Genomic DNA, 21,910 nt, shown 5'->3' with positions numbered 1-21,910 from the left:
GGCGGCGGCAGGTTTACGATTCACAACGGCGCTAATTACCAAATTCTCTAGGATTACATGAGCGACAATCCCATGCAAGCCGAACGCGCCAGGGAAATATACGAATCCGAGGAGCACCTATCTCTGTGCAGCTGGATGACGGTCAGCCGGTATGGATCGATGAACCTTGACGTCGCCAACATGGGATCTCTGGCTGTGCAAGTAGGGGCAAGCTACGAATAACGCAGACGTGTTGCCGGTGGCGGCTTCAAGCAAGGCGGCCAGCGAATAAAAAAACGGCGGCAGAGCGGAGCTCCGCCGGTTTATTTTTGAAAATTTCAATTGAGGATAAGTATATAAAATGAAGTATGCCAAACTTTCTGGGATGAGTACATGCATGACGTAGCTATTAGTCGGAGCGCAGTCCGGCCGGGGCCAGCGCCGCAATTGTCAGGCCAGGCGGGCAAGTCGACGCTGCTCATACAGCGATCAAGAGCATGACGAAGCGCGCGTGGCTGTTGAATCACTATGGAGTAGAGAAATCAGCGCCCCGACCTGTGAAATCGGCAAAAGACAAGCCGCCAAATTTCAGGGCTGAATCGTTGCGGACAGCGACGAAGCTGATCGCCGGAGAGGCTGTCGTGAAGATCGAACGGAATAGCTCCTCGAGGCGCTCACGTCATCTCGCAACGGAGGCGTAATTCGCGGATTTGCGGGAACGCGAGCGACATATCGACCAAGCCGGGCACCGAGCTCGCATTTCAAGACGCGACGTCATGCGACCGAAGGTGCAAGACGAGCTCGGACACCCCCTATGTTTCTGGCGGCGGGAGCACGGCGGCAATGCGTCAGCGCGTGCATACGATCATTACGGCCGGGGACGGGGCGAAGGTGGCTATCAATGTCATCAGCGAGCTCAACGGCACCCGTACGTCGATCACGATGTGCTAAAAAGCTAACGAAAGAAAGAGCCTTTCGTCCCGTATCGGATGAAGGGCTCTTTTTTGCGCAAGCCAAAGCAACTTTCCCGACATGAGTCGGAAGGAAGATGCTTTCGGATGCCGAATGCTTTACTATGGAGAAATTACCTCAACCTATATGAACTCTGCACGAAGAGGACAACCCGACGAAAGGAATGGATTCATGTCTACCATCGATGAACGAAGGCTTGCGGTACTCATTGACGCCGATAACGTTCCTTATAAGAACATCAAAGGAATCATGGAGGAAATCGCCAAGCACGGAACCCGACGATCAAGCGGATTTACGCGGATTGGACGGCACCGACGGCGGCCGGCTGGAAAAGCGTCCTGCTGGAGAACGCCATAACTCCTATCCAGCAATACGGCTATACCACGGGGAAAAACTCGACCGATTCGGCGATGATCATCGATGCGATGGACATTCTTTATTCGAGAAAGTCGAAGGGTTTTGCATCATTTCCAGCGACAGCGATTTTACGAGACTCGTCACCCGTCTCCGCGAAGCGGGAATGAAGGTGTTCGGGTTCGGCGAGAGGAAGACCCCCAATCCGTTCATCGCCGCTTGCGACAAATTCACTTATATTGAAATCATCCATAACCCGGATCGAAAAGCATCCTCCGACGCAGGCAGTGAAGCGAAAAAAGAGAATGTCGCAGTCAAGGAGCACAAGCACGGGACGCTTCCTGTCGGAGACGAAATCATCGGCCTGATCTCGGCTTCTATCAATGACGTGGACGACGAGAACGGCTGGGCTTTCCTTGCGGTCGTCGGCAACCTGATCTTGAAGAAGAAGCCCGACTTCGATCCGCGCAACTTCGGCTTCGCCAAGCTTACGCCGCTTATTAAAAGCTTGAAGCAATTTGAAATCGAAGAACGGGAATCCGGCGATTCGAAGATCAAGCATGTTTACGTAAGGAACCAGCCAATTAGGCGTTTCGAGTAGGATGTTGTCATTCGACAGGTTATCTCAAGTCTTAGGACCTTTGAGGTAGCCTTTTTAGTTTATTTGCGTTTTATTTGTTAGTTTTATCCATTTTGTCATATGACATAAAAATGACAGCTATCACTATTCGTCAAGTTATTTATGGACTATATTTGCTAGTAGAAGGAGGGGTATTATGCCTCATTTTTACTTCCGCGAAATATGGACGCCCATGAGACTGATCGGGATTAAGATATTCCAGGACGATCAAGGTAGTATTTGGTACAAGCTATTCAACGGTCGAAGAAGACGAATTCGGAAAAGCTCCGTTTCGTAGCTCCAACAATGACAGATCTAAGGCCTATCGCACAGCGGTAGGTTTTTTTGTATGATTCGAGGGAACAAATTTCGCAGCTTGCGATGCTATAATGGTGTTACTATGACTGACCGGGGAGTACCGGAAAGGGAGACGATGCGAATGGCTAATCAAATAAGCGGCGCTTCATCGCAGCCGCGATTCATGCGGAAAGAACGTTTTTTTCTGGTTGGGCACAGCGGTACACGGACAACGGACAAGCGTCCATCGTTCAAGCATGGGACGAGCTGCTAGAGCGCCTCGACGAAATTCGGATCGGAGCGAGCCGGCCGTCATGATCGGATTCGAGGATTATTCGCGGGGCTGCGAGCTCGTTCCCGGGCAAATGCCGAAGTTTCATTACATAGCGGCGGCGGAAGTGGATCGGATCACGGATGTGCCGGACGGGCTGTTCTCCAAGGAAGTTCAGGAGGCGGAGTATGCGGTATTCTCTCTGCGAGGGCCGTTGTCGAATATTTCCGGATTGTTCCGGTACATCTACGACGAATGGCTGCCTGCCTCCGAATATCGACTCGATCCGCAGATGATGGCGGATTTCGAATATTATCGGGAGCCGGTGAACGATCGGAACGACGCGCGCGTCGATATTTACATTCCAATCGTGCCCAAATAGCGAAAATCAAGCAAACAAAATAGCCGGCTTCGAATGGAGCGCTCCTTTGCGAATGGCTCTTGACAAAGCGGCCAGGGCGAATACATTTATTTTGAAATGATAACGCAACCATTCGGATGTTGATGAGTCAAGCTCGATTTTTATGAATGCGCTGCCATAACCGTGAGAGGGGGGCTTTATGGAGAAGGCCGTTACATTCGGCGACAGCCGATTAGTATACGATTCGGCATCCGGGTTGCCTTTGAGGTGGGAGAAGGAAGACGAAGCGCTAACCACGTTTGTTTTTCCCGAGCCCTTCGTCTCCCTCGAACTTAACGGAATCTCCGCCGCTAACGATGCCGAGCAAATGATTGCCATTCGTAACGTTATGCTGACGGGCGCAAGGTCGGAATTGATCCATGACGAGGTTAAGACCGTTTCGGAACGGGAAAAACGGCTCGTTATCCGGACGAAAATAGACGGTCATTGGGAATTGACGACAACGTTCCTCTATTGCGGAGATGCTTCCTTGGCCGTCAGCGTAGACGTAAAGACGACGAACGATTCGCGCAACCCTGTTTGCGCGCCGTACGGCTGAATCTCGGAGGCTTCGGTTACCGCCGGCTTGACGAATGGAGCTGCTCATGCCGGGATATATCCCGGAGCTTACCCTGCCTATCGATCTGCATCGCAAGCTGGACGGCTGCGAGGATCGGCCGTGTTCGGAAGCCGCAAGAAGGATGAGCCGGAAACGGCACTTCCATCATGGGCGTCTATCATGCCGAATCGGAATCGGCCATGTTGTCCTGGTGGATGAGCGACATGTTTCCTGCGGTATCGACGATGACGCTGATTAAAGAAGAGGAGCAGCTGCGCCGGGAAAGCGTCGTCTATTGCCCGTGCGAGCTTGAACGCGGCGAGTCGATTTCCATAGGAACATTTTATATGTCCCGAATGAAGGGCAGCCGTCTTGACGCGCTGAGGAAGGCGGCCGACGCTTTTCGAATCTATGTAAGATCGGATTCGCAGGCATTGGCCGGGCAAAAAACGCTTAAAATATGCGAGCTCCATATCGGCGAGAAAATCGGACGAAAAACGTTCGACGATTACGACCAAATAGCGAAAAAACTCTCATACTTAAAAAGCCTCGGATTCAACGCGATACAGATTATGCCCTCTTTTCCTTTTCCGTCCTACTCCGTATACGACTATTTCAACCTCGACAAGACGTACGGCAGCGAGCGGGATTGAAAAATCTCGTTCGAACAGCAAAAAGACTAGGCTTGAAGGTCATAATCGATATGGTGCTGCATGGTCCTTTGGAGAAGGAGCCGGCAAGCTGGCGCATGCCTCCGGGCGAATACGAATTCGATTCGCCGTATTTAACCGATCGAACGGGATGGTTTTCCCGTCATGAGTCCGGCGATTACGCCAGGACGTATACGCGATCGTTCGATTTGGCGAATCCGGAGCTGCGTCGCCATATCTCCGAAGCGATCGCTTACTATGCAGGGTCGGTCGGAATCGACGGCGTCCGGCTGGATGCCCAGACGTGGAATTTCTTCCCGAATTGGCGGCCCGAAGGCGGCAGAAAGCCTTATGAATCCATCTATGCCGGGTTTCGGATGATGGAGGAAATTCGTAAGGAAGCGAAGCGGCATTATCCCGATCTGATCTTCTACACGGAAGGATGGGCCCTCTTGCGGCAAAGTACCACGAGTTTCGCTACAACTACGATTTTCATTGGATATACCCGGCATTATCGCCTGTCCGGGACGAACGGGGAATGTCGACGATGTTCTGGAACCCGGCATCGGAAAATACGCTGAGCTGGAGCGATCTGGCGCAATGGCTGGAAGAGCAAAGGACGACCGTCCCACCGGACTAACCATCGTTCATCAAACCGATTCCACGATTCCCACGAATGGGCCGCTTTTGGCAGGGACAAAGCCAACGCCGCGTGTACCCGGTGCAGACGAGTCCGAAAGCTTCCCGATGGAATTGTCCCTGCCAAAAAGCGGCCCATTCGTGGGAATCGTGGGAATCGGTTTGATGAACGATGGTTAGTCCCGTGGGACGGTCGTCCTTTGCTCTTCCAGCCATTGCGCCAGATCGCTCCAGCTCAGCGTATTTTCCGATGCCGGGTTCCAGAACATCGTCGACATTCCCCGTTCGTCCCGGACAGGCGATAATGCCGGGTATATCCAATGAAAATCGTAGTTGTAGCGAAACTCGTGGTACTTTGCCGCAAGAGGGCCCATCCCTTCCGTGTAGAAGATCAGATCGGGATAATGCCGCTTCGCTTCCTTACGAATTTCCTCCATCATCCGAAACCCGGCATAGATGGATTCATAAGGCTTTCTGCCGCCTTCGGGCCGCCAATTCGGGAAGAAATTCCACGTCTGGGCATCCAGCCGGACGCCGTCGATTCCGACCGACCCTGCATAGTAAGCGATCGCTTCGGAGATATGGCGACGCAGCTCCGGATTCGCCAAATCGAACGATCGCGTATACGTCCTGGCGTAATCGCCGGACTCATGACGGGAAAACCATCCCGTTCGATCGGTTAAATACGGCGAATCGAATTCGTATTCGCCCGGAGGCATGCGCCAGCTTGCCGGCTCCTTCTCCAAAGGACCATGCAGCACCATATCGATTATGACCTTCAAGCCTAGTCTTTTTGCTGTTCGAACGAGATTTTTCAATCCCCGCTCGCTGCCGTACGTCTTGTCGAGGTTGAAATAGTCGTATACGGAGTAGGACGGAAAAGGAAAAGAGGGCATAATCTGTATCGCGTTGAATCCGAGGCTTTTTAAGTATGAGAGTTTTTTCGCTATTTGGTCGTAATCGTCGAACGTTTTTCGTCCGATTTTCTCGCCGATATGGAGCTCGCATATTTTAAGCGTTTTTTGCCCGGCCAATGCCTGCGAATCCGATCTTACATAGATTCGAAAAGCGTCGGCCGCCTTCCTCAGCGCGTCAAGACGGCTGCCCTTCATTCGGGACATATAAAATGTTCCTATGGAAATCGACTCGCCGCGTTCAAGCTCGCACGGGCAATAGACGACGCTTTCCCGGCGCAGCTGCTCCTCTTCTTTAATCAGCGTCATCGTCGATACCGCAGGAAACATGTCGCTCATCCACCAGGACAACATGGCCGATTCCGATTCGGCATGATAGACGCCCATGATGGAAGTGCCGTTTCCCGGCTCATCCTTCTTGCGGCTTCCGAACACGGCCCGATCCTCGCAGCCGTCCAGCTTGCGATGCAGATCGATAGGCAGGGTAAGCTCCGGGATATATCCCGGCATGAGCAGCTCCCATTCGTCAAGCCGGCGGTAACCGAAGCCTCCGAGATTCAGCCGTACGGCGCGCAAAACAGGGTTGCGCGAATCGTTCGTCGTCTTTACGTCTACGCTGACGGCCAAGGAAGCATCTCCGCAATAGAGGAACGTTGTCGTCAATTCCCAATGACCGTCTATTTTCGTCCGGATAACGAGCCGTTTTTCCCGTTCCGAAACGGTCTTAACCTCGTCATGGATCAATTCCGACCTTGCGCCCGTCAGCATAACGTTACGAATGGCAATCATTTGCTCGGCATCGTTAGCGGCGGAGATTCCGTTAAGTTCGAGGGAGACGAAGGGCTCGGGAAAAACAAACGTGGTTAGCGCTTCGTCTTCCTTCTCCCACCTCAAAGGCAACCCGGATGCCGAATCGTATACTAATCGGCTGTCGCCGAATGTAACGGCCTTCTCCATAAAGCCCCCCTCTCACCGGTTATGGCAGCGCATTCATAAAAATCGAGCTTGACTCATCAACATCCGAATGGTTGCGTTATCATTTCAAAATAAATGTATTCGCCCCTGGCCGCTTTGTCAAGAGCCATTCGCAAAGGAGCGCTCCATTCGAAGCCGGCTATTTTGTTTGCTTGATTTTCGCTATTTGGGCACGATTGGAATGTAAATATCGACGCGCGCGTCGTTCCGATCGTTCACCGGCTCCCGATAATATTCGAAATCCGCCATCATCTGCGGATCGAGTCGATATTCGGAGGCAGGCAGCCATTCGTCGTAGATGTACCGGAACAATCCGGAAATATTCGACAACGGCCCTCGCAGAGAGAATACCGCATACTCCGCCTCCTGAACTTCCTTGGAGAACAGCCCGTCCGGCACATCCGTGATCCGATCCACTTCCGCCGCCGCTATGTAATGAAACTTCGGCATTTGCCCGGGAACGAGCTCGCAGCCCCGCGAATAATCCTCGAATCCGATCATGACGGCCGGCTCGCTCCGATCCGGAATTTCGTCGAGGCGCTCTAGCAGCTCGTCCCATGCTTGAACGATGGACGCTTGTCCGTTGTCCGTGTACCGCTGTGCCCCAACCAGAAAAAAACGTTCTTTCCGCATGAATCGCGGCTGCGATGAAGCGCCGCTTATTTGATTAGCCATTCGCATCGTCTCCCTTTCCGGTACTCCCCGGTCAGTCATAGTAACACCATTATAGCATCGCAAGCTGCGAAATTTGTTCCCTCGAATCATACAAAAAAACCTACCGCTGTGCGATAGGCCCTTAGATCTGTCATTGTTGGAGCTACGAAACGGAGCTTTTCCGAATTCGTCTTCTTCGACCGTTGAATAGCTTGTACCAAATACTACCTTGATCGTCCTGGAATATCTTAATCCCGATCAGTCTCATGGGCGTCCATATTTCGCGGAAGTAAAAATGAGGCATAATACCCCTCCTTCTACTAGCAAATATAGTCCATAAATAACTTGACGAATAGTGATAGCTGTCATTTTTATGTCATATGACAAAATGGATAAAACTAACAAATAAAACGCAAATAAACTAAAAAGGCTACCTCAAAGGTCCTAAGACCTTGAGATAACCTGTCGAATGACAACATCCTACTCGAAACGCCTAATTGGCTGGTTCCTTACGTAAACATGCTTGATCTTCGAATCGCCGGATTCCCGTTCTTCGATTTCAAATTGCTTCAAGCTTTTAATAAGCGGCGTAAGCTTGGCGAAGCCGAAGTTGCGCGGATCGAAGTCGGGCTTCTTCTTCAAGATCAGGTTGCCGACGACCGCAAGGAAAGCCCAGCCGTTCTCGTCGTCCACGTCATTGATAGAAGCCGAGATCAGGCCGATGATTTCGTCTCCGACAGGAAGCGTCCCGTGCTTGTGCTCCTTGACTGCGACATTCTCTTTTTTCGCTTCACTGCCTGCGTCGGAGGATGCTTTTCGATCCGGGTTATGGATGATTTCAATATAAGTGAATTTGTCGCAAGCGGCGATGAACGGATTGGGGGTCTTCCTCTCGCCGAACCCGAACACCTTCATTCCCGCTTCGCGGAGACGGGTGACGAGTCTCGTAAAATCGCTGTCGCTGGAAATGATGCAAAACCCTTCGACTTTCTCGGAATAAAGAATGTCCATCGCATCGATGATCATCGCCGAATCGGTCGAGTTTTTCCCCGTGGTATAGCCGTATTGCTGGATAGGAGTTATGGCGTTCTCCAGCAGGACGCTTTTCCAGCCGGCCGCCGTCGGTGCCGTCCAATCCGCGTAAATCCGCTTGATCGTCGGGGTTCCGTGCTTGGCGATTTCCTCCATGATTCCTTTGATGTTCTTATAAGGAACGTTATCGGCGTCAATGAGTACCGCAAGCCTTCGTTCATCGATGGTAGACATGAATCCATTCCTTTCGTCGGGTTGTCCTCTTCGTGCAGAGTTCATATAGGTTGAGGTAATTTCTCCATAGTAAAGCATTCGGCATCCGAAAGCATCTTCCTTCCGACTCATGTCGGGAAAGTTGCTTTGGCTTGCGCAAAAAAGAGCCCTTCATCCGATACGGGACGAAAGGCTCTTTCTTTCGTTAGCTTTTTAGCACATCGTGATCGACGTACCGGGTGCCGTTGAGCTCGCTGATGACATTGATAGCCACCTTCGCCCCGTCCCCGGCCGTAATGATCGTATGCACGCTGACGCCTGCCGCCGTGCCCGCCGCCCAGACATTGTCGAGGCTCGTCTTGCCTTCCGGCGTCGCATCGACGACCGTCTTGATGCGAGGCTCGGTGCCGGGCTTGGTCCGAATGTCGCTCGCTTCCGCCAAATCCGCGAATACGCCCGTTGCGATGATGACGTGAGTCGCCTCGAAGGAGCCCTTTTCCGTCTCGATCGTCACGAAGCCGTCTCCGGCGATCAGCTTCGTCGCTTTGTCCGCAACGATTTCAGCGCCGAATTTGGCGGCTTGCTTTTTGCCGATTTCCACAAGGTCGGGGCCGCTGATTTCTTCTACCCCATAGTGATTCAACAGCCACGCGCGCTTCGTCATGCTTTGATCGCTGTCGATGAGCAGCGTCGACTTGCCCGCCTTGGCCGTGAACAATGCGGCGCTGGCCCCGGCCGGACCCGCTCCGATAATCGCTACGTCATGCATCGGTACTCACTCCCCAGAAAAGTTTGGCACTTCATTTTTATTATACTTACCCAATTGAAATGTTTCAAAAATAAACCGGCGAAGAGCCTCCGCTCTCCGCCGGTTTTTCTCATTGCTGCCGTCCTTCTTGAAGCCGCTCCACCGCAACCGTCTGCGTATTCGTAGGCTTTGCCCCTACTTGCACCGTCGCAACCCCATTGGCGACGTCAACGTTCTCGATCCATACCGGCTGACCGTCATCCAGCTGCACAGGATAGGTGCTCTCGGATTCGTATATTTCCCTGGCGCGTTCGGCTTTCATGGATTGTCCGCCTCCATGTAATCCGTAGAGGATTCGGTAATTAGCCCGTTGTGAATCGTAACCTGCCCGCCGCCGAGTCCTTCGTTAATCATCCGATCGATGTCCATGTCATAGGCGTCTTTTCCTTCGTGCTTCGCATCGGCGGAAACCGGCTGCACGTCTTCCTCTTCGGCGTCCATAATGGCATATGCTCCTTCACGCTGTTTTTGGCGTTGGATAACCTTCAAACAATATGCCCGCGGCGATTGATTTGCATACGGATGGGGCACCCTTTGGACAATGCAGCCGGAACCATACCCGGAGCTGCCCAATAGCTTATCGTGAAGGGAGAGCGGTTCTTATGCATACCGTCTGGAAAGGCGCGATCAGCTTCGGTCTCGTCCACGTCCCCGTCAAAATGTTCACCGCGACAGAGGATAAAGACGTTCATCTGCGCTACATTCACAAGGAATGCGGCACCCCGATCGCCAACGTCCGCACTTGCCCTCATTGCGACAAGCAGGTGGAGTGGGAAGAAATTTCGCGGGGCTACGAGTATGAAAAAGGGCGGTTCGTGCTGTTCGATTCCGAGGAATTGGATGCGATCAAGCCGGATACGACGCGCACGATTCAAATTTTGGATTTTGTCGACTTGACGGAAATCGATCCGCTATATTACCAGAAGGCGTACTACTTGTCGCCCGATCAGGCGGGCTCCGGTGCATACAGCCTGCTGCTTGAAGCGATGCGGCAGTCCGGCAAGATCGGCATTGCCAAGGTGGCGATCCGAAGCAAGAGCAGCCTTGCCGCTATCCGGGCCGTCGATAATTGCATATGCATGGAGACGATGCATTTTCCCGACGAGATCCGGGCGCTCGCTCAAGTGCCGAATTTGCCCGAAAAGACGGCTGCCATCAACGAACGGGAGCTAACGATGGCCAAGATGCTGATCGAGCAGCTCTCCACTCCGTTCGAGCCCGAAAAATATACCGACGATTACAGGTCGGCTTTGCTCGAAGCCATTCAACGCAAAGTGTCCGGAGAAGGCGCCGATGTGGTCACCGCTCCGGCCGCGGAAAGAACGAACGTCATCGATCTGATGGCGGCGCTGCAAGCGAGTCTGGAGGCGGTTAAGCCGGGAGGCGGGGCGGCGGCAGGTATGGGCGGTCAAGCTTTGACGGGAAAATCGGCCGCAAGTAAAGCAGGCGCGAGGAAAGCGACCGGCGGCAAGTCGAAAGCGGGGGCATCGGAGGATGACCCTGTAGCGGTCGAGAACGCAACCAGCGACAAAACGTCGAAAGTCTCGCCCTCCACTAATCGTCCTGCCCGCAGCTCGAAATCGAAAGTTTCCGCAGCCGATTCCGTTGCCGACACGCCGACCGGCGATAAACCCGCAACCCGCGGCACTCGCAGCCGGAGCAAAAAGGAGATTGCTCCTTAAGAATGATTACTATGGGGTCAGTTGCAGTGGAGCGGGGTAAGTTGGAGCGTGCTGTGAAAGCAGGTCGAATGCGCATGAGTATGCTTGCCGGATGACTTGTAAAGAGGGGGAGCGAGGATAGGCGGGAAAACGAATGAAAATGGAGCCGTCCCAAAGGGCTTACAGCCCTTTGGGACGGCTCCGTTGTTGTTGGGTTCGTTTGCGACACATCTCCAGCTACTTTTGCAATCCAGCGCCGGAGATATGTCACTTTCGGGCACATCTTCAGCTACTTTCTCAATTCGCGCCGCTGTTGTGTCACTTTCGGGCACACCTTCAGCTACTTTCTCGATCCAGCGTCGGAGATGTGTCACTTTCGGGCGCATCTTCAGCTACTTTTGCGGTCCAGCGCTGCTGTTGTGACCTTTTCGGTCACATCTCCGGTCTGCTATTCCGTCGGAACGACGAGAAGCGTCGCCGAGCGGGACGGCAGTTTCACGGTCAGCTTGCCTTCCTCGCCTGCGGATACTTGACCTGCAGGGGAGAGGCGCTGTCTGGCGTCGAATCGGTACATGGAAGCCGCTCCGGCTATGGCGTCGTCGCCGGTGCCGACATGAACTTCCCGCGTAACGGTATCTTTGTTGAACAACAGCACGTACAGCTGTCCGTTGCTGCCTTCGATCGTATACGCGCCTACGGCGTCAGGCAAATCGGATACCGTCTTGACGCTTGTGCCTTCGATTTTGGAGCCTTGACCGTCATAGTTCAAATACAGCTTGAACGCATCCTCAAGCGGAGTGCCCGCAGGAAGCGTGCCGAATCTCGTCGCGAGGTCGACGCCTTCGCGACCGAAGATCGCGAGCGCTTCCGCTTGAGCGATACCCGCGCTGATCCCGCGTCCGTTGCCGAAGTTGTACTCGGTCAACGCAAGCTTCATGCCCGGAAGATTGCGATCGATAATGTCCTTCATTCTCGGAATAAGGTTAATCGGCTCCTGAATCCACGATTGATCGATGAAATTCGGATCGTACAACGATTTCAGCGCTTGGAAGCGCCGCTTGACCGTCGTCGGCCCCTCTTCATCCGTCGGAACTCCGTCTTCCTGCGAATAATAGTGGATGTCCAAATAATCGACGAGGCGGGTTCCGCCGGACGTCTTCTCGTATTTGGCCAACTGCTGCAAGTACCATTCCAGGAACGGCGCGCCCTCGTGGGATTGGCGATCCGGACCGTCCGCGCACACGTCTGCCGAAGAGTAGAAGTACGCGCACCAGCCCCAGGAAACGGGACCGAATACTTTTGCCGAAGAATCCTTGGCTTTAATGGCCGCTCCGTATTTTTTCGTAAAATTCCAAATCTCGTCGTACGTCGGCGGGTTCGGATGAACGTCGCGGTGGGTCGAATTCCAAATTTCCGGCTCGTTGTCGAGCGCGTAGTAGTGAACGCCTTCGCCGGTCCGGTTTTTGATGTGATCCATCCAGCCCGTTACGAATTCCGGTCCGATCGGCTTGGACGTATCGGTCGGCGAATTGCCGGTAATCGGCGTACCGTCCGGACGGAGGCCGTTGCCCGCATCGGGTCTTTCCTGGGCGACGCTTTGTTGCGCGCCGTACTTCTTAACGGAGAAGCCGGAACGGATTTCGCGATCCTTCGGAGTCCAACCGATCGTCGGAACCGTCAGCAGCACCTGCCCGCCCTTTGCCCGGACGCCGTCGATGAACAGATCCGAAGTGGAACCGTTCGGCAAAGCACCCGGATTGTCATTGTCGTAAGGATAGTTAATATAATACCAGTCGTTCGCCCGGTTAGCCGTATCCAGCTGCCAGTTGTAACGCGTCGTCTGGTTGCCGCCCCACCGTTGAACCGGGAAGCTGAGCGTCGATTCCGTCGGATGCATGTCGTCGTAGTTAATTCCGTAAATTTCCGGATTGACCGATTTGCGGTCCGAAGACGTATCGATCGTGACGCCTAGAGCAGGCAGCACCGGTTCCGGAAGCTCCCCGGCATGCAAATTCCGCAGCAAGGAGATGTCGTCCACATAGACTGTGCCTTGATTGTCTTCGGTAGAAGCTTGGAAAATAATTCCGTCAAACTGCCCGTCCGACAGCCCTAGATCTGCAAAATTAACGGTGACCGGCGTCCACACGCCCGGCTTAAGTCCACCCTCCGGGAAGTAGCGGCTCAGATCGACCGCGCCTAAGCCCGACTGGCCGTCGTAGACGTGGAACAGCAGCTTTTGCGCGCCCGTCGTTCCGCCGTGAATCCAGAAGCGGAAGCCGTAATACTGCTCAACCCGCAGCTTCTTGTCCCCCGAGATCCATACGCCGTCCCAGCCGTCCGGCTCGAACTTGATCGAAACCGCTCCGCTATGCGCTTGCTCGCGGTTAGCGAAGTCCTTGTCGTGCCAGCTAAAATTGCGATAGCCGTCCGTCAAGCTATCCTCATATACGAGCTCGGACGCCGTTTCGGTCACTTGGACATAAGCTTCGGCACGGAATTCCTTGTACTCGGCCGTAATCTTCGCTATGCCGATCGCCGAAGCGGTCAGCTCGCCCGAATCGACGCTGACGATATCCGGCTTATCGCTCGACCACTTCACCCCGGATGGAACGCCCGTGTCGCCGCCCGCGAAGTAGGTTTCGGCTTGCAGCTGTCCCGTTTCTCCCGGCAGCAAGACCGAACGAGGCTTATCGATGCGCAGCTCCACGATTCGCGCTTGCGCCGCTTTTTTCGAAATAATGGCAATATCGTCTACATAGAACGCCGGCTGGGCTCCCGAAGCGGCACCCGCAATCAGGATACCGTCGAACAGCTGACTTGCAGTCAGAGGCAGTTCAACCTGGGCCCATTCACCGGCGGGAAGACCTCCCGGCACGAGCTCTTCGGCGTTAAATTCGGCAACCGGCTGCCCGCCGGCCGTCAGCTTCAGCGTAATTTCCTGGCCGCCGGCTTCTCCGCCGTTGATCCACAGCCGAAGCTTCTCGTATTCCTTGCCCGTAATCGGACGGCCGCTATAGAAGTACGCGGCGGAATCGCCGTTCGGCTCGATCCGGATAGAGCTGACGCCGGTATGAACGACTTCCCCGTCGTTCAGATCGTGCGCAACTCCGCTATAATCCGAGACGAAGGACGCAAGAGCGTCGTCGTACAAGTACTCTCCGACGATCTCTTCGATCGGAGGAGCGGGCTGGCCTTCCACGACCGTCAACGGAAGCTCCGCACGGAAGTCGCCGAACGCCGCGCGAAGAACGGTCGTCCCGGCTTTCAGCCCGGTGACGAGACCGTTGGATACCGAAGCGACGGACTCGTCGTCCAGCGACCAAACGACGCCTTCTCTGAGCGGGTTCGTCGTTCCGTCCGACCATACTGCGTTCAGAGGCGCGGAGCGCAAGCCCCCCGTTTTCAACACCCACTGGTTATCTCCGAACGAAATGCCCGCAAGAGTAGCTTCGGGAGATTGCGGGTCATTGCTTCCCCCCGTGCCCGATCCCGAACCGGAGAAGAGCATATCGTCGATGTAGAACGGCTCCTGGCTGCCCGATCCCCAAACCCAGATTCCATCGATAATTCCGCGCACCCCGTTCGCTTCCAGCGGCACGACAACTTGCTTCCATTCCCCTTGCGGCACTCCTTGCGGAAGCAGCTTAGAGGAATCGATCTCCGCGACGGCTTGGCCTCCCAGCGAGAACGTCAGCTTGAACTTTTGCCCGCCGGAGTCCCCTCCGTGAACCCAGAACGAGAACGAGCCGTACTCGCCCGCATTCATAACCCTGTCTTTGTAAAAATAAAGAGCCTGCCCTTCGTCCGCATCCAGCTTGATCGACCTGTCGCCGCTATGAACGGTGCCCGTCTCTCCCAGATTGGATTCGGCCCAGCCGTAATCGGCGAATTGTCCGGACAGAGAGTCGTCATAGACGACCAGCTTGCCCGTCGATTCCCCATACGTCTTTTGAACGGACGCCGGCGAGAATGGAGACAGCAGCAGCAATGCCGCCATCGTACCTGTCAACAGCGCGTTTTTCTTGATTTTCATCCTTGTTTCCTCCCTCTGGCTTGGCACTATGCGAGCCATACTTCCAAGAATAAGAAGGCTCCTCCGTCTGCGCTAGTTACTCCGTGTCACCGTTTTTGTCACATTCGGTCATGTGATTTCAAAAAGCCATATTCATGCGCGGTCAATCGGGTTAGAATCTATCTGAACTACTAACAATGCGATGGGGGAAGCGGCGTTATGTACCGAGTATTGATAGCCGACGATCAGCGGCTGCTCCGCGAAGGAATCCAGATGATTCTGCAGCTTGAAAACGATATGGAAGTCGTATCCCTCTCCGAGAACGGTCAGGAAGCCTGCGAGGCCGTCCGCCTCTACGGACCGGATATCGTGCTTATGGACATAAAAATGCCGGTCATGGACGGAATCGAAGCGCTCCGAACGATAAAGCGGGATTTTCCGAAGACGATCGTGCTCATGCTGACGACGTTCGCGGAGGAAAAGCATATCGTCGACGCTCTCGCAGCCGGAGCGGACGGCTTCGTGCTCAAGGATATGACCGCCGATCGCGTCGTTGAAATGCTGAGAGAATCGATGAAGGGGCATGTCCTCTTGCCGGCTGCCATCGCCACCAAGCTGGCTGCCAAGCTTGCAACTCTATCGCCCCAAGGCTCCAACGAATTCGATGAAGGCGCGCTTCAGCGCAACGGACTTATCTTCACCGACCGTGAACGGAAGATTATCCTGCTTATGCTGCAAGGCCACTCCAACAAGCAAATCGCTATTTCCTTGTTCATGAGCGAAGGCACGGTTCGCAACTACGTAAGCATTATCTACAGCAAAATCGGAACGAACGACCGCAAAGCCGCCATGGCTTTCCTGAGGGAGCTGCTTAACGATGAGATCGTTTGATTTCGTCAAGGGAATGGGGCGCGGCTCCTTGCGAATCGTCATCCTTTCCCTGGCGTTGTTCTCTCTCGTTCCGCAAGCTTCGTCCGGCGCGGCGAAGGATAACCTCGATTACTCTCATATTCTTTATTTCTTTCAACAAGGCTGGACCGTGCTGTGGGGCGAAAAAACCGGAACGCCGGCAGACCGTTGGGTTCCGCTGGACGAACGGGAGCAGCTCAAGTTCAAAGGCTACCATGGGATCGTATGGCTGAAAAGAAAAATGCCGCCTCTTCCGGAGCGCGACCCTTCGATGCTCCTCACCTATTCCAAATCGGTGGAAACTTACGTCGACGACCGGCTGCTCGATTCCTTCAACATGGAAAAAGCAAGCCGTTACGTCAACCCGAATATGACGCAGCGAATCGTTAGCTTTGACCCGGCGGACAAGGGGCGCACGCTATATGTCAAATGGCGGTGGGAAGGCGCAGCGTATTGGAACGGCTGGCACGGCATCGGGGAACGGACGCTGATCGATCGGACGATCGCACAGAGCAATCAACAGCTTGCCGCGTTCTCGATCGTCTTTTCCATGGCCTGCATAGCGGCGTTGTTCGTCTATTGGCACCGCCGCGAGGAGCGTCTCTACCTCTGGTTTGCGCTCGTAACCGGATGCGCAGGCGCCGGGATCGGCCTCATGTCGTCCTCGCTGTCCTGGAGTCGGAGCTTGCCGATGGACCCGGTCTATTATTTTCGAGACTTGCTGCTCCCTCTGGGCGTGACGGGATTCGCGGGTTTTTACGGATCGGCGCTTCGCGATCGTTACGGCCGGGCGTACCGATGGATCGCAGCGGGCTTATTCATCTATACGTTGGCAACGGCATGGGCCTCCTTAGTCGACAGCGAGCTGTTCCGGAAAATGACGATCGTCTACTTGTCTTACTTGCTGACTCCTATTCTGCTGTATATGTCCTATACTCTCTTTCGATACGGACGAGAGAGAAACCGCCCGCGTTCGGGCGAGTTCCGATGGCTGCTCGGCGGCTACGCAAGCCTGACCGGCTCCGCGGCCGTTCACCTGTATTTGAACGCAAATCCGAACACGTACAACGAATTGTACTCGTTGCCGGGAATAACAGGAACCATCATCGCGTTGGCACTCCCGATCGGCCTGACGCTGTTCATCGGTTGTCTGGGAATGGTGCTTCTCAGCCGATTCAAAAACGTCTACCGCCGGTTGAAGCAAACCGCGGATGAGCTTGCCGTCGCGAATGCCGAGATGGAGACGCTCGGACGGCTGAAGGACGACTTCCTCCGCAACACGACGCACGAGCTGCGCACCCCCCTTCACGGAATTGCCGGTTTGTCGGAGTCGTTGATGGAAGGAGCGTCGGGTCCTGTCGGGGATCGCGTCAGGCGCGACCTGAAGCTGATCCGGAACAGCGCCGACAGGCTTCTAAGGCTTGTGAACGACATCCTCGATTGGAACCGGCTCAAGCACGGGGATATCAAGCTGACGCTTGGGCCGGTCAACGTCGTCCAGACGGCGGAAGCGGTCGCGGCCTCGCTGGCTCCCCTCGCTAAGTCGAAGGAAATCGCCAAGCTTGCGGTCGAAGCCGTCGGCGAGCCTCCTGCCGCGCTCGCCGACTCAGCCCGCCTGGAGCAGATTCTGTACAACCTGCTTGGCAATGCTATCCGCTACGCAGCGCCGGGCTCCATCGTCGCGCGGATCGAAAGCGCGGAGGCCATTGGCGAGCGGGGGAGTGCGGATGTTCGAATTACAATCGAGGACGACGGCCCGGGAATAGCTCCGGAGCGTCTTGCCCGCTTGTTCGAGCCATTCGCCGCGGCGGAGAATCATTACGGAGGAGGGACGGGACTTGGTCTTTCCACCTCCAAGCGGCTGGTCGAGCTCCATGGCGGCTCGCTCGCCATCGATTCCAGTCACGGGCTTGGCACCAAGGTCAACTTCACCCTCCCGGCAGCAGCGGGTGAGACGACGGTCGTTGACATCTCGGAAAGCGTGATGGAGCGACTATCCGGCCTCGCCGAGCAGTCCGAAGAAATCGGTACGGTGCTGCCGGTCATCCCGGACTCTCTGCGGGAAGACAAACAATCGGAAGATCGTCCTCTTATCCTGATTGCGGACGACGAGCCTATCAACCTTCAAGTTCTCCGGCATTTTTTGCGCGGGGGCTCCTACCGGATCGCGCAAGCCAAGGATGGGGCCGAAGCGCTGGACCTTCTGGAGAACGGAGAGAAACCGGCCTTGCTGCTGCTTGACGTCATGATGCCGGGGATGAACGGGTATGAAGTATGCCGCAGAACCCGGGAGCGATGGGGACCGGGCGAGCTTCCCGTCATTCTGCTGTCCGCCCAAAACCGGCTGCGGGATTTAAAGCTGGGCTTCGAGGCTGGGGCGAACGATTACTTAACCAAGCCGTTCACCCAAGGCGAGCTGCTCGCCCGGACGGAAATCCAGCTTCAGCTGTCCCGGCTCCATCTATCGTTGGAGGAGCTGGTTGCCAAACGGACGGAAGACCTTGAGGAGACGAACAGGATATTAGCCGGCTCGGTACGGGAAACGGCCGAGGCTTTGGCCGAGGTGTCCGTGCTCGAAGAGCGCAATCGCATCGCTAACGAAATGCACGACGTTGTCGGCCATACGCTGACGGCAGCGATCATTCAGGTCGAAGCGGCCAAAAAGTGGGCGGAGCGCGATTTTGGAAAATCGGTCGAGCGAATTGTCGTTACCGGCGATCTCGTACGCAAGTCGTTGGACGAAGTCCGCCGAACGGTGCGCATGCTCAAAGACGACAGCATCTATTTCAATCTTGAGGATGCCTTGCAGGAGCTGATCCGCGAGACAACGGAGCATGCGGAGGTCGCCGTCGCCTTCGACCCGGTGCCGCTGCCTCCTCTTAGCGAATTGTCCGGACGAGTCGTCTACCACGCTTTAATGGAGGGGCTGACCAACGGGATTCGGCACGGCCGGGCCAGCCGATTCCGCTTCGAGCTTTACCCGGAAGACGGCTCTCTGCTGTTCGTTCTGACCTGCGACGGCGAGCCTTACGGCAACGCCAAGCCAGGCTTCGGCCTCACATCGATGATGGAGAGGGTTCATCTTCTCGGCGGGACGGTCACGATCGGAAATGCTGGCAACGACGGACCGGCAGGGTGCCGGCTGTTCCTGAAGCTGCCGCTCGTCTCCGGCCAAAGCTGATGGCGGGGATGCGATGCTGCGGGCGTTTAGTCACGCCGGAGCGGGTTACTGGCGGCGGGGATGCGATGCTGCGAGCATTTAGCCACGCCAGAGCGGGTTACTGGCGGCGGGGATGCGATGCTGCGAGCTTTTAGCCATGCCAGAGCGGGTTACTGGCGGCGGGGATGCGATGCTGCGGGAATTTAGCCATGCCAGAGCAGGTTACTGGCGGCGAGATGCGATGCTGCGAGCGTTTAGCCACGCCAGAGCGGGTTACTGGCGGCGAGATGCGATGCTGCGGGCGTTTAGTCACGCCGGAGCGGGTTACCGGCGGCGGGATGCGATGCTGCGAGCGTTTAGCCACACCGGAGCGGGTTACTGGCGGCGGGATGCGATGCTACGAGCGTTTAGCCCCACCGGAGCGGGTTACCGGCGGCGGGATGCGATGCTGCGAGCGTTTAGCCACACCGGAGCGGGTTACCGGCGGCAGGATGCGATGCTGCGAGCGTTTAGCCACACCGGAGCGGGTTACTGGCGGCGGGATGCGATGCAGTGGGACGAGGTAACATTCTTTCGGCGATTTGTGGATGCGAACGCTCAACAGTGGGACGGGGTAACATTCTTTCGGCGATTTGTGGATGCGAACGCTCAACAGTGGGACGAGGTAACATTCTTTCGGCGATTTGTGGATGCAAACCCTCAACAGTGGGACGAGGTAACATTCTTTCGGCGATTTGGATGCGGAGGCTCAACAGTGGGACGGGGTAACATTCTTTCGGCGATTTGAGGGTGCGAACGCTCAACAGTGGGACGGGGTAACATTCTTTCGGCGATTTGTGGATGCGAACGCTCAACAGTGGGACGAGGTAACATTCTTTCGACGATTTGAGGGCGCGGAGGCTCAACAGTGGGACGGGGTAACATTCTTTCGGCGATTTGAGGGTGCGAACGCTCAACAGTGGGACGGGGTAACATTCTTTCGGCGATTTGTGGATGCGAACGCTCAACAGTGGGACGAGGTAACATTCTTTCGGCGATTTGAGGGTGCGAACGCTCAACAGTGGGACGGGGTAACATTCTTTCGGCGATTTGTGGATGCGAACGCTCAACAGTGGGACGGGGTAACATTCTTTCGGCGATTTGTGGATGCGAACGCTCAACTGTGGGACGAGGTAACATTCTTTCGGCGATTTGTGGGTGCGAACGCTCAACTGTGGGACGAGGTAACATTCTTTCGGCGATTTGTGGATGCGAACGCTCAACAGTGGGACGAGGTAACATTCTTTCGACGATTTGTGGGTGCGAACGCTCAACAGTGGGACGGGGTAACATTCTTTCGGCGATTTGTGGGTGCGGAGGCTCAACAGTGAGACGAGGTAACATTCTTTCGGCGATTTGTGGATGCGAACGCTCAACAGTGGGACGGGGTAACATTCTTTCGGCGATTTGTGGGTGCGGAGGCTCAACAGTGGGACGAGGTAACATTCTTTCGACGATTTGAGGGCGCGGAGGCTCAACAGTGGGACGGGGTAACATTCTTTCGGCGATTTGAGGGTGCGAACGCTCAACAGTGGGACGAGGTAACATTCTTTCGGCGATTTGTGGATGCGAAGGCGCAACTGCAAGCGTTTAGCCCCGCCGGGGCGGGTTACTGGTGGCGGGATGCGCACCGGCGAGCAATTAGCCACGCCGGAGCGGGCTACCGGCGGCGGGATGCGCACCGGCGAGCAATTAGCCACGCCGGAGCGGGCTATTGGCGGCGGGGAATCGGCTACTCAAAAACGCATTCTTCCGGAGGCTTGTCTACGAAAGCTTGAATGCTCGGTTGCCGCATCGTTCTGCCTTCGCTCCTCCTCCACTCGGAATATTGGATTTTAACGGTGATTAGAGGCTTGACCCATCTTGCTCCTTTGAATTCTTCGCTCCGATTGGCGAAGGGGCATTCTGGAATTTCGATGGCCGTCAGCATCGCTGTCAGCTCGCGCCAGTCGGACGAGGTCAGCTTGCCGGTTCCCACCTTGCCGATAAACAGCAATCGGCCCTCCTGATAAAGTCCCGCCAGCACCGATCCGACAACGCCGTCTCCCATCCGAAACCCGCCGATGACCGCAATGATGTCGCCGTAATTTTTGACTTTTACCCATCTTCCGTCCTTGCCTTCCAACGGGTAAGAGCTATCCAGCTCTTTGGAGACGATCCCTTCCATGCTTTGGCCGCGGATAACCTCGAAGAGTGCGCCGCCATCCTTATGAGATGCAACCGGCTGGACATATTCGCCGGGAATAATCACGCTCGCCAGCAGTTGTTGCCGTTCATGCAAAGGCAGTTGGTTGACCCACTCGCCGTTGTAAAAAAGAATGTCAAATACCATATAAGCAACCGAAACGTTCCGCATAGCTTGCGGCACTCGGGCCGTTACCCGAATCCCGTCCCGGCGCATCACTTCATGAAAAGAAGGCTTGCCGTCCGCAGCCAAAGCTATTACTTCCCCATCCAAAATAAAAGATTTGGCCCCGCAATACGTCGGCTCAACCAATTCGGGTACTGCTGCGTCCGTTCGTTCTTTTGTCGATTGAACAGCCGCACGGCCTTGCCGTCAAAATACGCTACGATTCTTACACCGTCCCACTTGATCTGATGCACCCAGTTACCGCCTTGCGGTATTTCAGTAGAACGAACAGGCTCGAAAGGGACAATCGGCTTCATGCTCATGCACATTCACATCTCCTATCTGGGCGGTGACCTGGAGATTTAGTATGCGCAGCAATGCGGCATCGCATCGCATCATGCGTCACGACGTTGGCGACGAATATCGCGCGTATCCGGGGGTTA

Annotated in this window: 18 protein-coding genes and 2 pseudogenes; 11 read left to right on the top strand and 9 right to left on the bottom strand. The window is 55.2% G+C overall.

Annotation, left to right across the window (positions count from 1 at the left end; all coding sequences use genetic code 11):
* Positions 1 to 57 precede the first annotated feature (57 nt).
* The 8 genes and pseudogenes from D3H35_RS30680 to D3H35_RS09890 all read left to right on the top strand — a co-directional run bounded on the left by D3H35_RS30680 (position 58) and on the right by D3H35_RS09890 (position 4,682).
* Positions 58 to 222 (top strand): hypothetical protein, encoded by a 165-nt coding sequence (locus tag D3H35_RS30680; RefSeq protein ID WP_158594043.1) that lies wholly within the window; start codon positions 58 to 60, stop codon positions 220 to 222.
* Positions 223 to 1,122: 900 nt separating this feature from the next.
* A complete protein-coding gene (locus D3H35_RS34750) occupies positions 1,123 to 1,308 on the top strand; it encodes a PIN domain-containing protein (protein ID WP_411675140.1) in 186 nt (61 codons plus the stop codon).
* Positions 1,233 to 1,489: pseudogene (locus D3H35_RS34745) on the top strand (NYN domain-containing protein); the annotation flags it as partial. The gene D3H35_RS34750 and the pseudogene D3H35_RS34745, both read left to right, overlap by 76 nt.
* Positions 1,472 to 1,906 (top strand): OST-HTH/LOTUS domain-containing protein, encoded by a 435-nt coding sequence (locus tag D3H35_RS09910; protein ID WP_411675141.1) that lies wholly within the window; start codon positions 1,472 to 1,474, stop codon positions 1,904 to 1,906. The pseudogene D3H35_RS34745 and the gene D3H35_RS09910, both read left to right, overlap by 18 nt.
* Positions 1,907 to 2,535: 629 nt before the next feature.
* Positions 2,536 to 2,874: a GyrI-like domain-containing protein gene (locus tag D3H35_RS09905; protein ID WP_158594042.1), complete on the top strand. Its 339-nt coding sequence runs from the start codon at positions 2,536 to 2,538 to the stop codon at positions 2,872 to 2,874.
* Positions 2,875 to 3,052: 178 nt separating this feature from the next.
* Positions 3,053 to 3,451, top strand: a complete 399-nt coding sequence (locus tag D3H35_RS09900) for a hypothetical protein (protein ID WP_119148925.1) — start codon at positions 3,053 to 3,055, stop codon at positions 3,449 to 3,451.
* 167 nt (positions 3,452 to 3,618) lie between these two features.
* Positions 3,619 to 4,104: an alpha-amylase family glycosyl hydrolase gene (locus tag D3H35_RS09895; protein ID WP_119148924.1), complete on the top strand. Its 486-nt coding sequence runs from the start codon at positions 3,619 to 3,621 to the stop codon at positions 4,102 to 4,104.
* A gap of 32 nt (positions 4,105 to 4,136) precedes the next feature.
* Positions 4,137 to 4,682 carry an alpha-amylase family glycosyl hydrolase gene (locus D3H35_RS09890; RefSeq protein ID WP_147355802.1) on the top strand — a complete coding sequence of 182 codons (546 nt, stop codon included), beginning with the start codon at positions 4,137 to 4,139 and terminating at the stop codon, positions 4,680 to 4,682.
* A gap of 234 nt (positions 4,683 to 4,916) precedes the next feature.
* Here the strand turns inward: D3H35_RS09890 and D3H35_RS09880 are convergent, their stop codons facing one another.
* The 6 genes from D3H35_RS09880 to D3H35_RS09855 all read right to left on the bottom strand — a co-directional run bounded on the left by D3H35_RS09880 (position 4,917) and on the right by D3H35_RS09855 (position 9,777).
* Positions 4,917 to 6,611, bottom strand: coding sequence for an alpha-amylase family glycosyl hydrolase (locus D3H35_RS09880; RefSeq protein WP_119148921.1), 1,695 nt, complete (start codon positions 6,609 to 6,611; stop codon positions 4,917 to 4,919).
* Positions 6,612 to 6,791: 180 nt separating this feature from the next.
* The gene (locus D3H35_RS09875; protein WP_158594041.1) at positions 6,792 to 7,304 is read right to left on the bottom strand and encodes a GyrI-like domain-containing protein; all 513 of its coding nucleotides are present in this window, start codon (positions 7,302 to 7,304) and stop codon (positions 6,792 to 6,794) included.
* 459 nt (positions 7,305 to 7,763) lie between these two features.
* On the bottom strand, positions 7,764 to 8,549 hold the full coding sequence (locus tag D3H35_RS09870; protein ID WP_119148919.1) for an NYN domain-containing protein: 786 nt from the start codon (positions 8,547 to 8,549) through the stop codon (positions 7,764 to 7,766).
* A 184-nt stretch (positions 8,550 to 8,733) separates the two neighbouring features.
* Complete coding sequence (locus D3H35_RS09865; protein ID WP_119148918.1) at positions 8,734 to 9,297, bottom strand: FAD-dependent oxidoreductase; 564 nt, start codon at positions 9,295 to 9,297, stop codon at positions 8,734 to 8,736.
* Positions 9,298 to 9,406: 109 nt separating this feature from the next.
* Positions 9,407 to 9,598: an H-type small acid-soluble spore protein gene (locus D3H35_RS09860; protein ID WP_119148917.1), complete on the bottom strand. Its 192-nt coding sequence runs from the start codon at positions 9,596 to 9,598 to the stop codon at positions 9,407 to 9,409.
* On the bottom strand, positions 9,595 to 9,777 hold the full coding sequence (locus D3H35_RS09855) for a hypothetical protein (RefSeq protein ID WP_119148916.1): 183 nt from the start codon (positions 9,775 to 9,777) through the stop codon (positions 9,595 to 9,597). Before D3H35_RS09855 ends, D3H35_RS09860 begins: the two co-directional genes overlap by 4 nt.
* Positions 9,778 to 9,938: 161 nt before the next feature.
* On the opposite strand from D3H35_RS09855, the gene ku reads away from it, so the two are divergent.
* Positions 9,939 to 11,018 carry a non-homologous end joining protein Ku gene (ku, locus tag D3H35_RS09850; RefSeq protein ID WP_119148915.1) on the top strand — a complete coding sequence of 360 codons (1,080 nt, stop codon included), beginning with the start codon at positions 9,939 to 9,941 and terminating at the stop codon, positions 11,016 to 11,018.
* 427 nt (positions 11,019 to 11,445) lie between these two features.
* Here the strand turns inward: ku and D3H35_RS09845 are convergent, their stop codons facing one another.
* Positions 11,446 to 15,030: a glycoside hydrolase family 44 protein gene (locus D3H35_RS09845; RefSeq protein ID WP_158594040.1), complete on the bottom strand. Its 3,585-nt coding sequence runs from the start codon at positions 15,028 to 15,030 to the stop codon at positions 11,446 to 11,448.
* A 198-nt stretch (positions 15,031 to 15,228) separates the two neighbouring features.
* Between D3H35_RS09845 and D3H35_RS09840 the strand changes: the two genes are divergently transcribed.
* On the top strand, positions 15,229 to 15,900 hold the full coding sequence (locus tag D3H35_RS09840; RefSeq protein WP_119148913.1) for a response regulator transcription factor: 672 nt from the start codon (positions 15,229 to 15,231) through the stop codon (positions 15,898 to 15,900).
* A complete protein-coding gene (locus tag D3H35_RS09835) occupies positions 15,887 to 19,099 on the top strand; it encodes an ATP-binding protein (RefSeq protein ID WP_119148912.1) in 3,213 nt (1,070 codons plus the stop codon). The genes D3H35_RS09840 and D3H35_RS09835 overlap by 14 nt, the downstream gene beginning before the upstream one ends.
* A gap of 1,750 nt (positions 19,100 to 20,849) precedes the next feature.
* Here the strand turns inward: D3H35_RS09835 and D3H35_RS34075 are convergent.
* A complete protein-coding gene (locus D3H35_RS34075) occupies positions 20,850 to 21,167 on the bottom strand; it encodes an ATP dependent DNA ligase (RefSeq protein WP_325050035.1) in 318 nt (105 codons plus the stop codon).
* Between the two features lie 99 nt (positions 21,168 to 21,266).
* A pseudogene (locus D3H35_RS34070) lies at positions 21,267 to 21,784 on the bottom strand (ATP-dependent DNA ligase); the annotation flags it as partial.
* Positions 21,785 to 21,910 lie beyond the last annotated feature (126 nt).

The organism is Cohnella faecalis, from assembly GCF_003570905.1.
GTDB lineage: Bacteria > Bacillota > Bacilli > Paenibacillales > Paenibacillaceae > Cohnella > Cohnella faecalis.
This window is presented reverse-complemented; position numbering and strand designations above follow the sequence as displayed.

Coding starts and splice junctions, on each gene's coding strand:
- D3H35_RS09895 (WP_119148924.1), top strand. CDS start 3,619: ATGGGCGTCTATCATGCCGAATCGGAATCGGCCATGTTGTCCTGGTGG.
- D3H35_RS09840 (WP_119148913.1), top strand. CDS start 15,229: ATGTACCGAGTATTGATAGCCGACGATCAGCGGCTGCTCCGCGAAGGA.
- D3H35_RS09835 (WP_119148912.1), top strand. CDS start 15,887: ATGAGATCGTTTGATTTCGTCAAGGGAATGGGGCGCGGCTCCTTGCGA.
- D3H35_RS34075 (WP_325050035.1), bottom strand. CDS start 21,167: ATGGGAGACGGCGTTGTCGGATCGGTGCTGGCGGGACTTTATCAGGAG.
- D3H35_RS09855 (WP_119148916.1), bottom strand. CDS start 9,777: ATGGACGCCGAAGAGGAAGACGTGCAGCCGGTTTCCGCCGATGCGAAG.
- D3H35_RS09865 (WP_119148918.1), bottom strand. CDS start 9,297: ATGCATGACGTAGCGATTATCGGAGCGGGTCCGGCCGGGGCCAGCGCC.
- D3H35_RS09875 (WP_158594041.1), bottom strand. CDS start 7,304: ATGGCTAATCAAATAAGCGGCGCTTCATCGCAGCCGCGATTCATGCGG.
- D3H35_RS34750 (WP_411675140.1), top strand. CDS start 1,123: ATGTCTACCATCGATGAACGAAGGCTTGCGGTACTCATTGACGCCGAT.
- D3H35_RS09860 (WP_119148917.1), bottom strand. CDS start 9,598: ATGAAAGCCGAACGCGCCAGGGAAATATACGAATCCGAGAGCACCTAT.
- D3H35_RS09900 (WP_119148925.1), top strand. CDS start 3,053: ATGGAGAAGGCCGTTACATTCGGCGACAGCCGATTAGTATACGATTCG.
- ku (WP_119148915.1), top strand. CDS start 9,939: ATGCATACCGTCTGGAAAGGCGCGATCAGCTTCGGTCTCGTCCACGTC.
- D3H35_RS09905 (WP_158594042.1), top strand. CDS start 2,536: ATGATCGGATTCGAGGATTATTCGCGGGGCTGCGAGCTCGTTCCCGGG.
- D3H35_RS09880 (WP_119148921.1), bottom strand. CDS start 6,611: ATGGAGAAGGCCGTTACATTCGGCGACAGCCGATTAGTATACGATTCG.
- D3H35_RS09845 (WP_158594040.1), bottom strand. CDS start 15,030: ATGAAAATCAAGAAAAACGCGCTGTTGACAGGTACGATGGCGGCATTG.
- D3H35_RS09870 (WP_119148919.1), bottom strand. CDS start 8,549: ATGTCTACCATCGATGAACGAAGGCTTGCGGTACTCATTGACGCCGAT.
- D3H35_RS09910 (WP_411675141.1), top strand. CDS start 1,472: ATGAAGGTGTTCGGGTTCGGCGAGAGGAAGACCCCCAATCCGTTCATC.
- D3H35_RS30680 (WP_158594043.1), top strand. CDS start 58: ATGAGCGACAATCCCATGCAAGCCGAACGCGCCAGGGAAATATACGAA.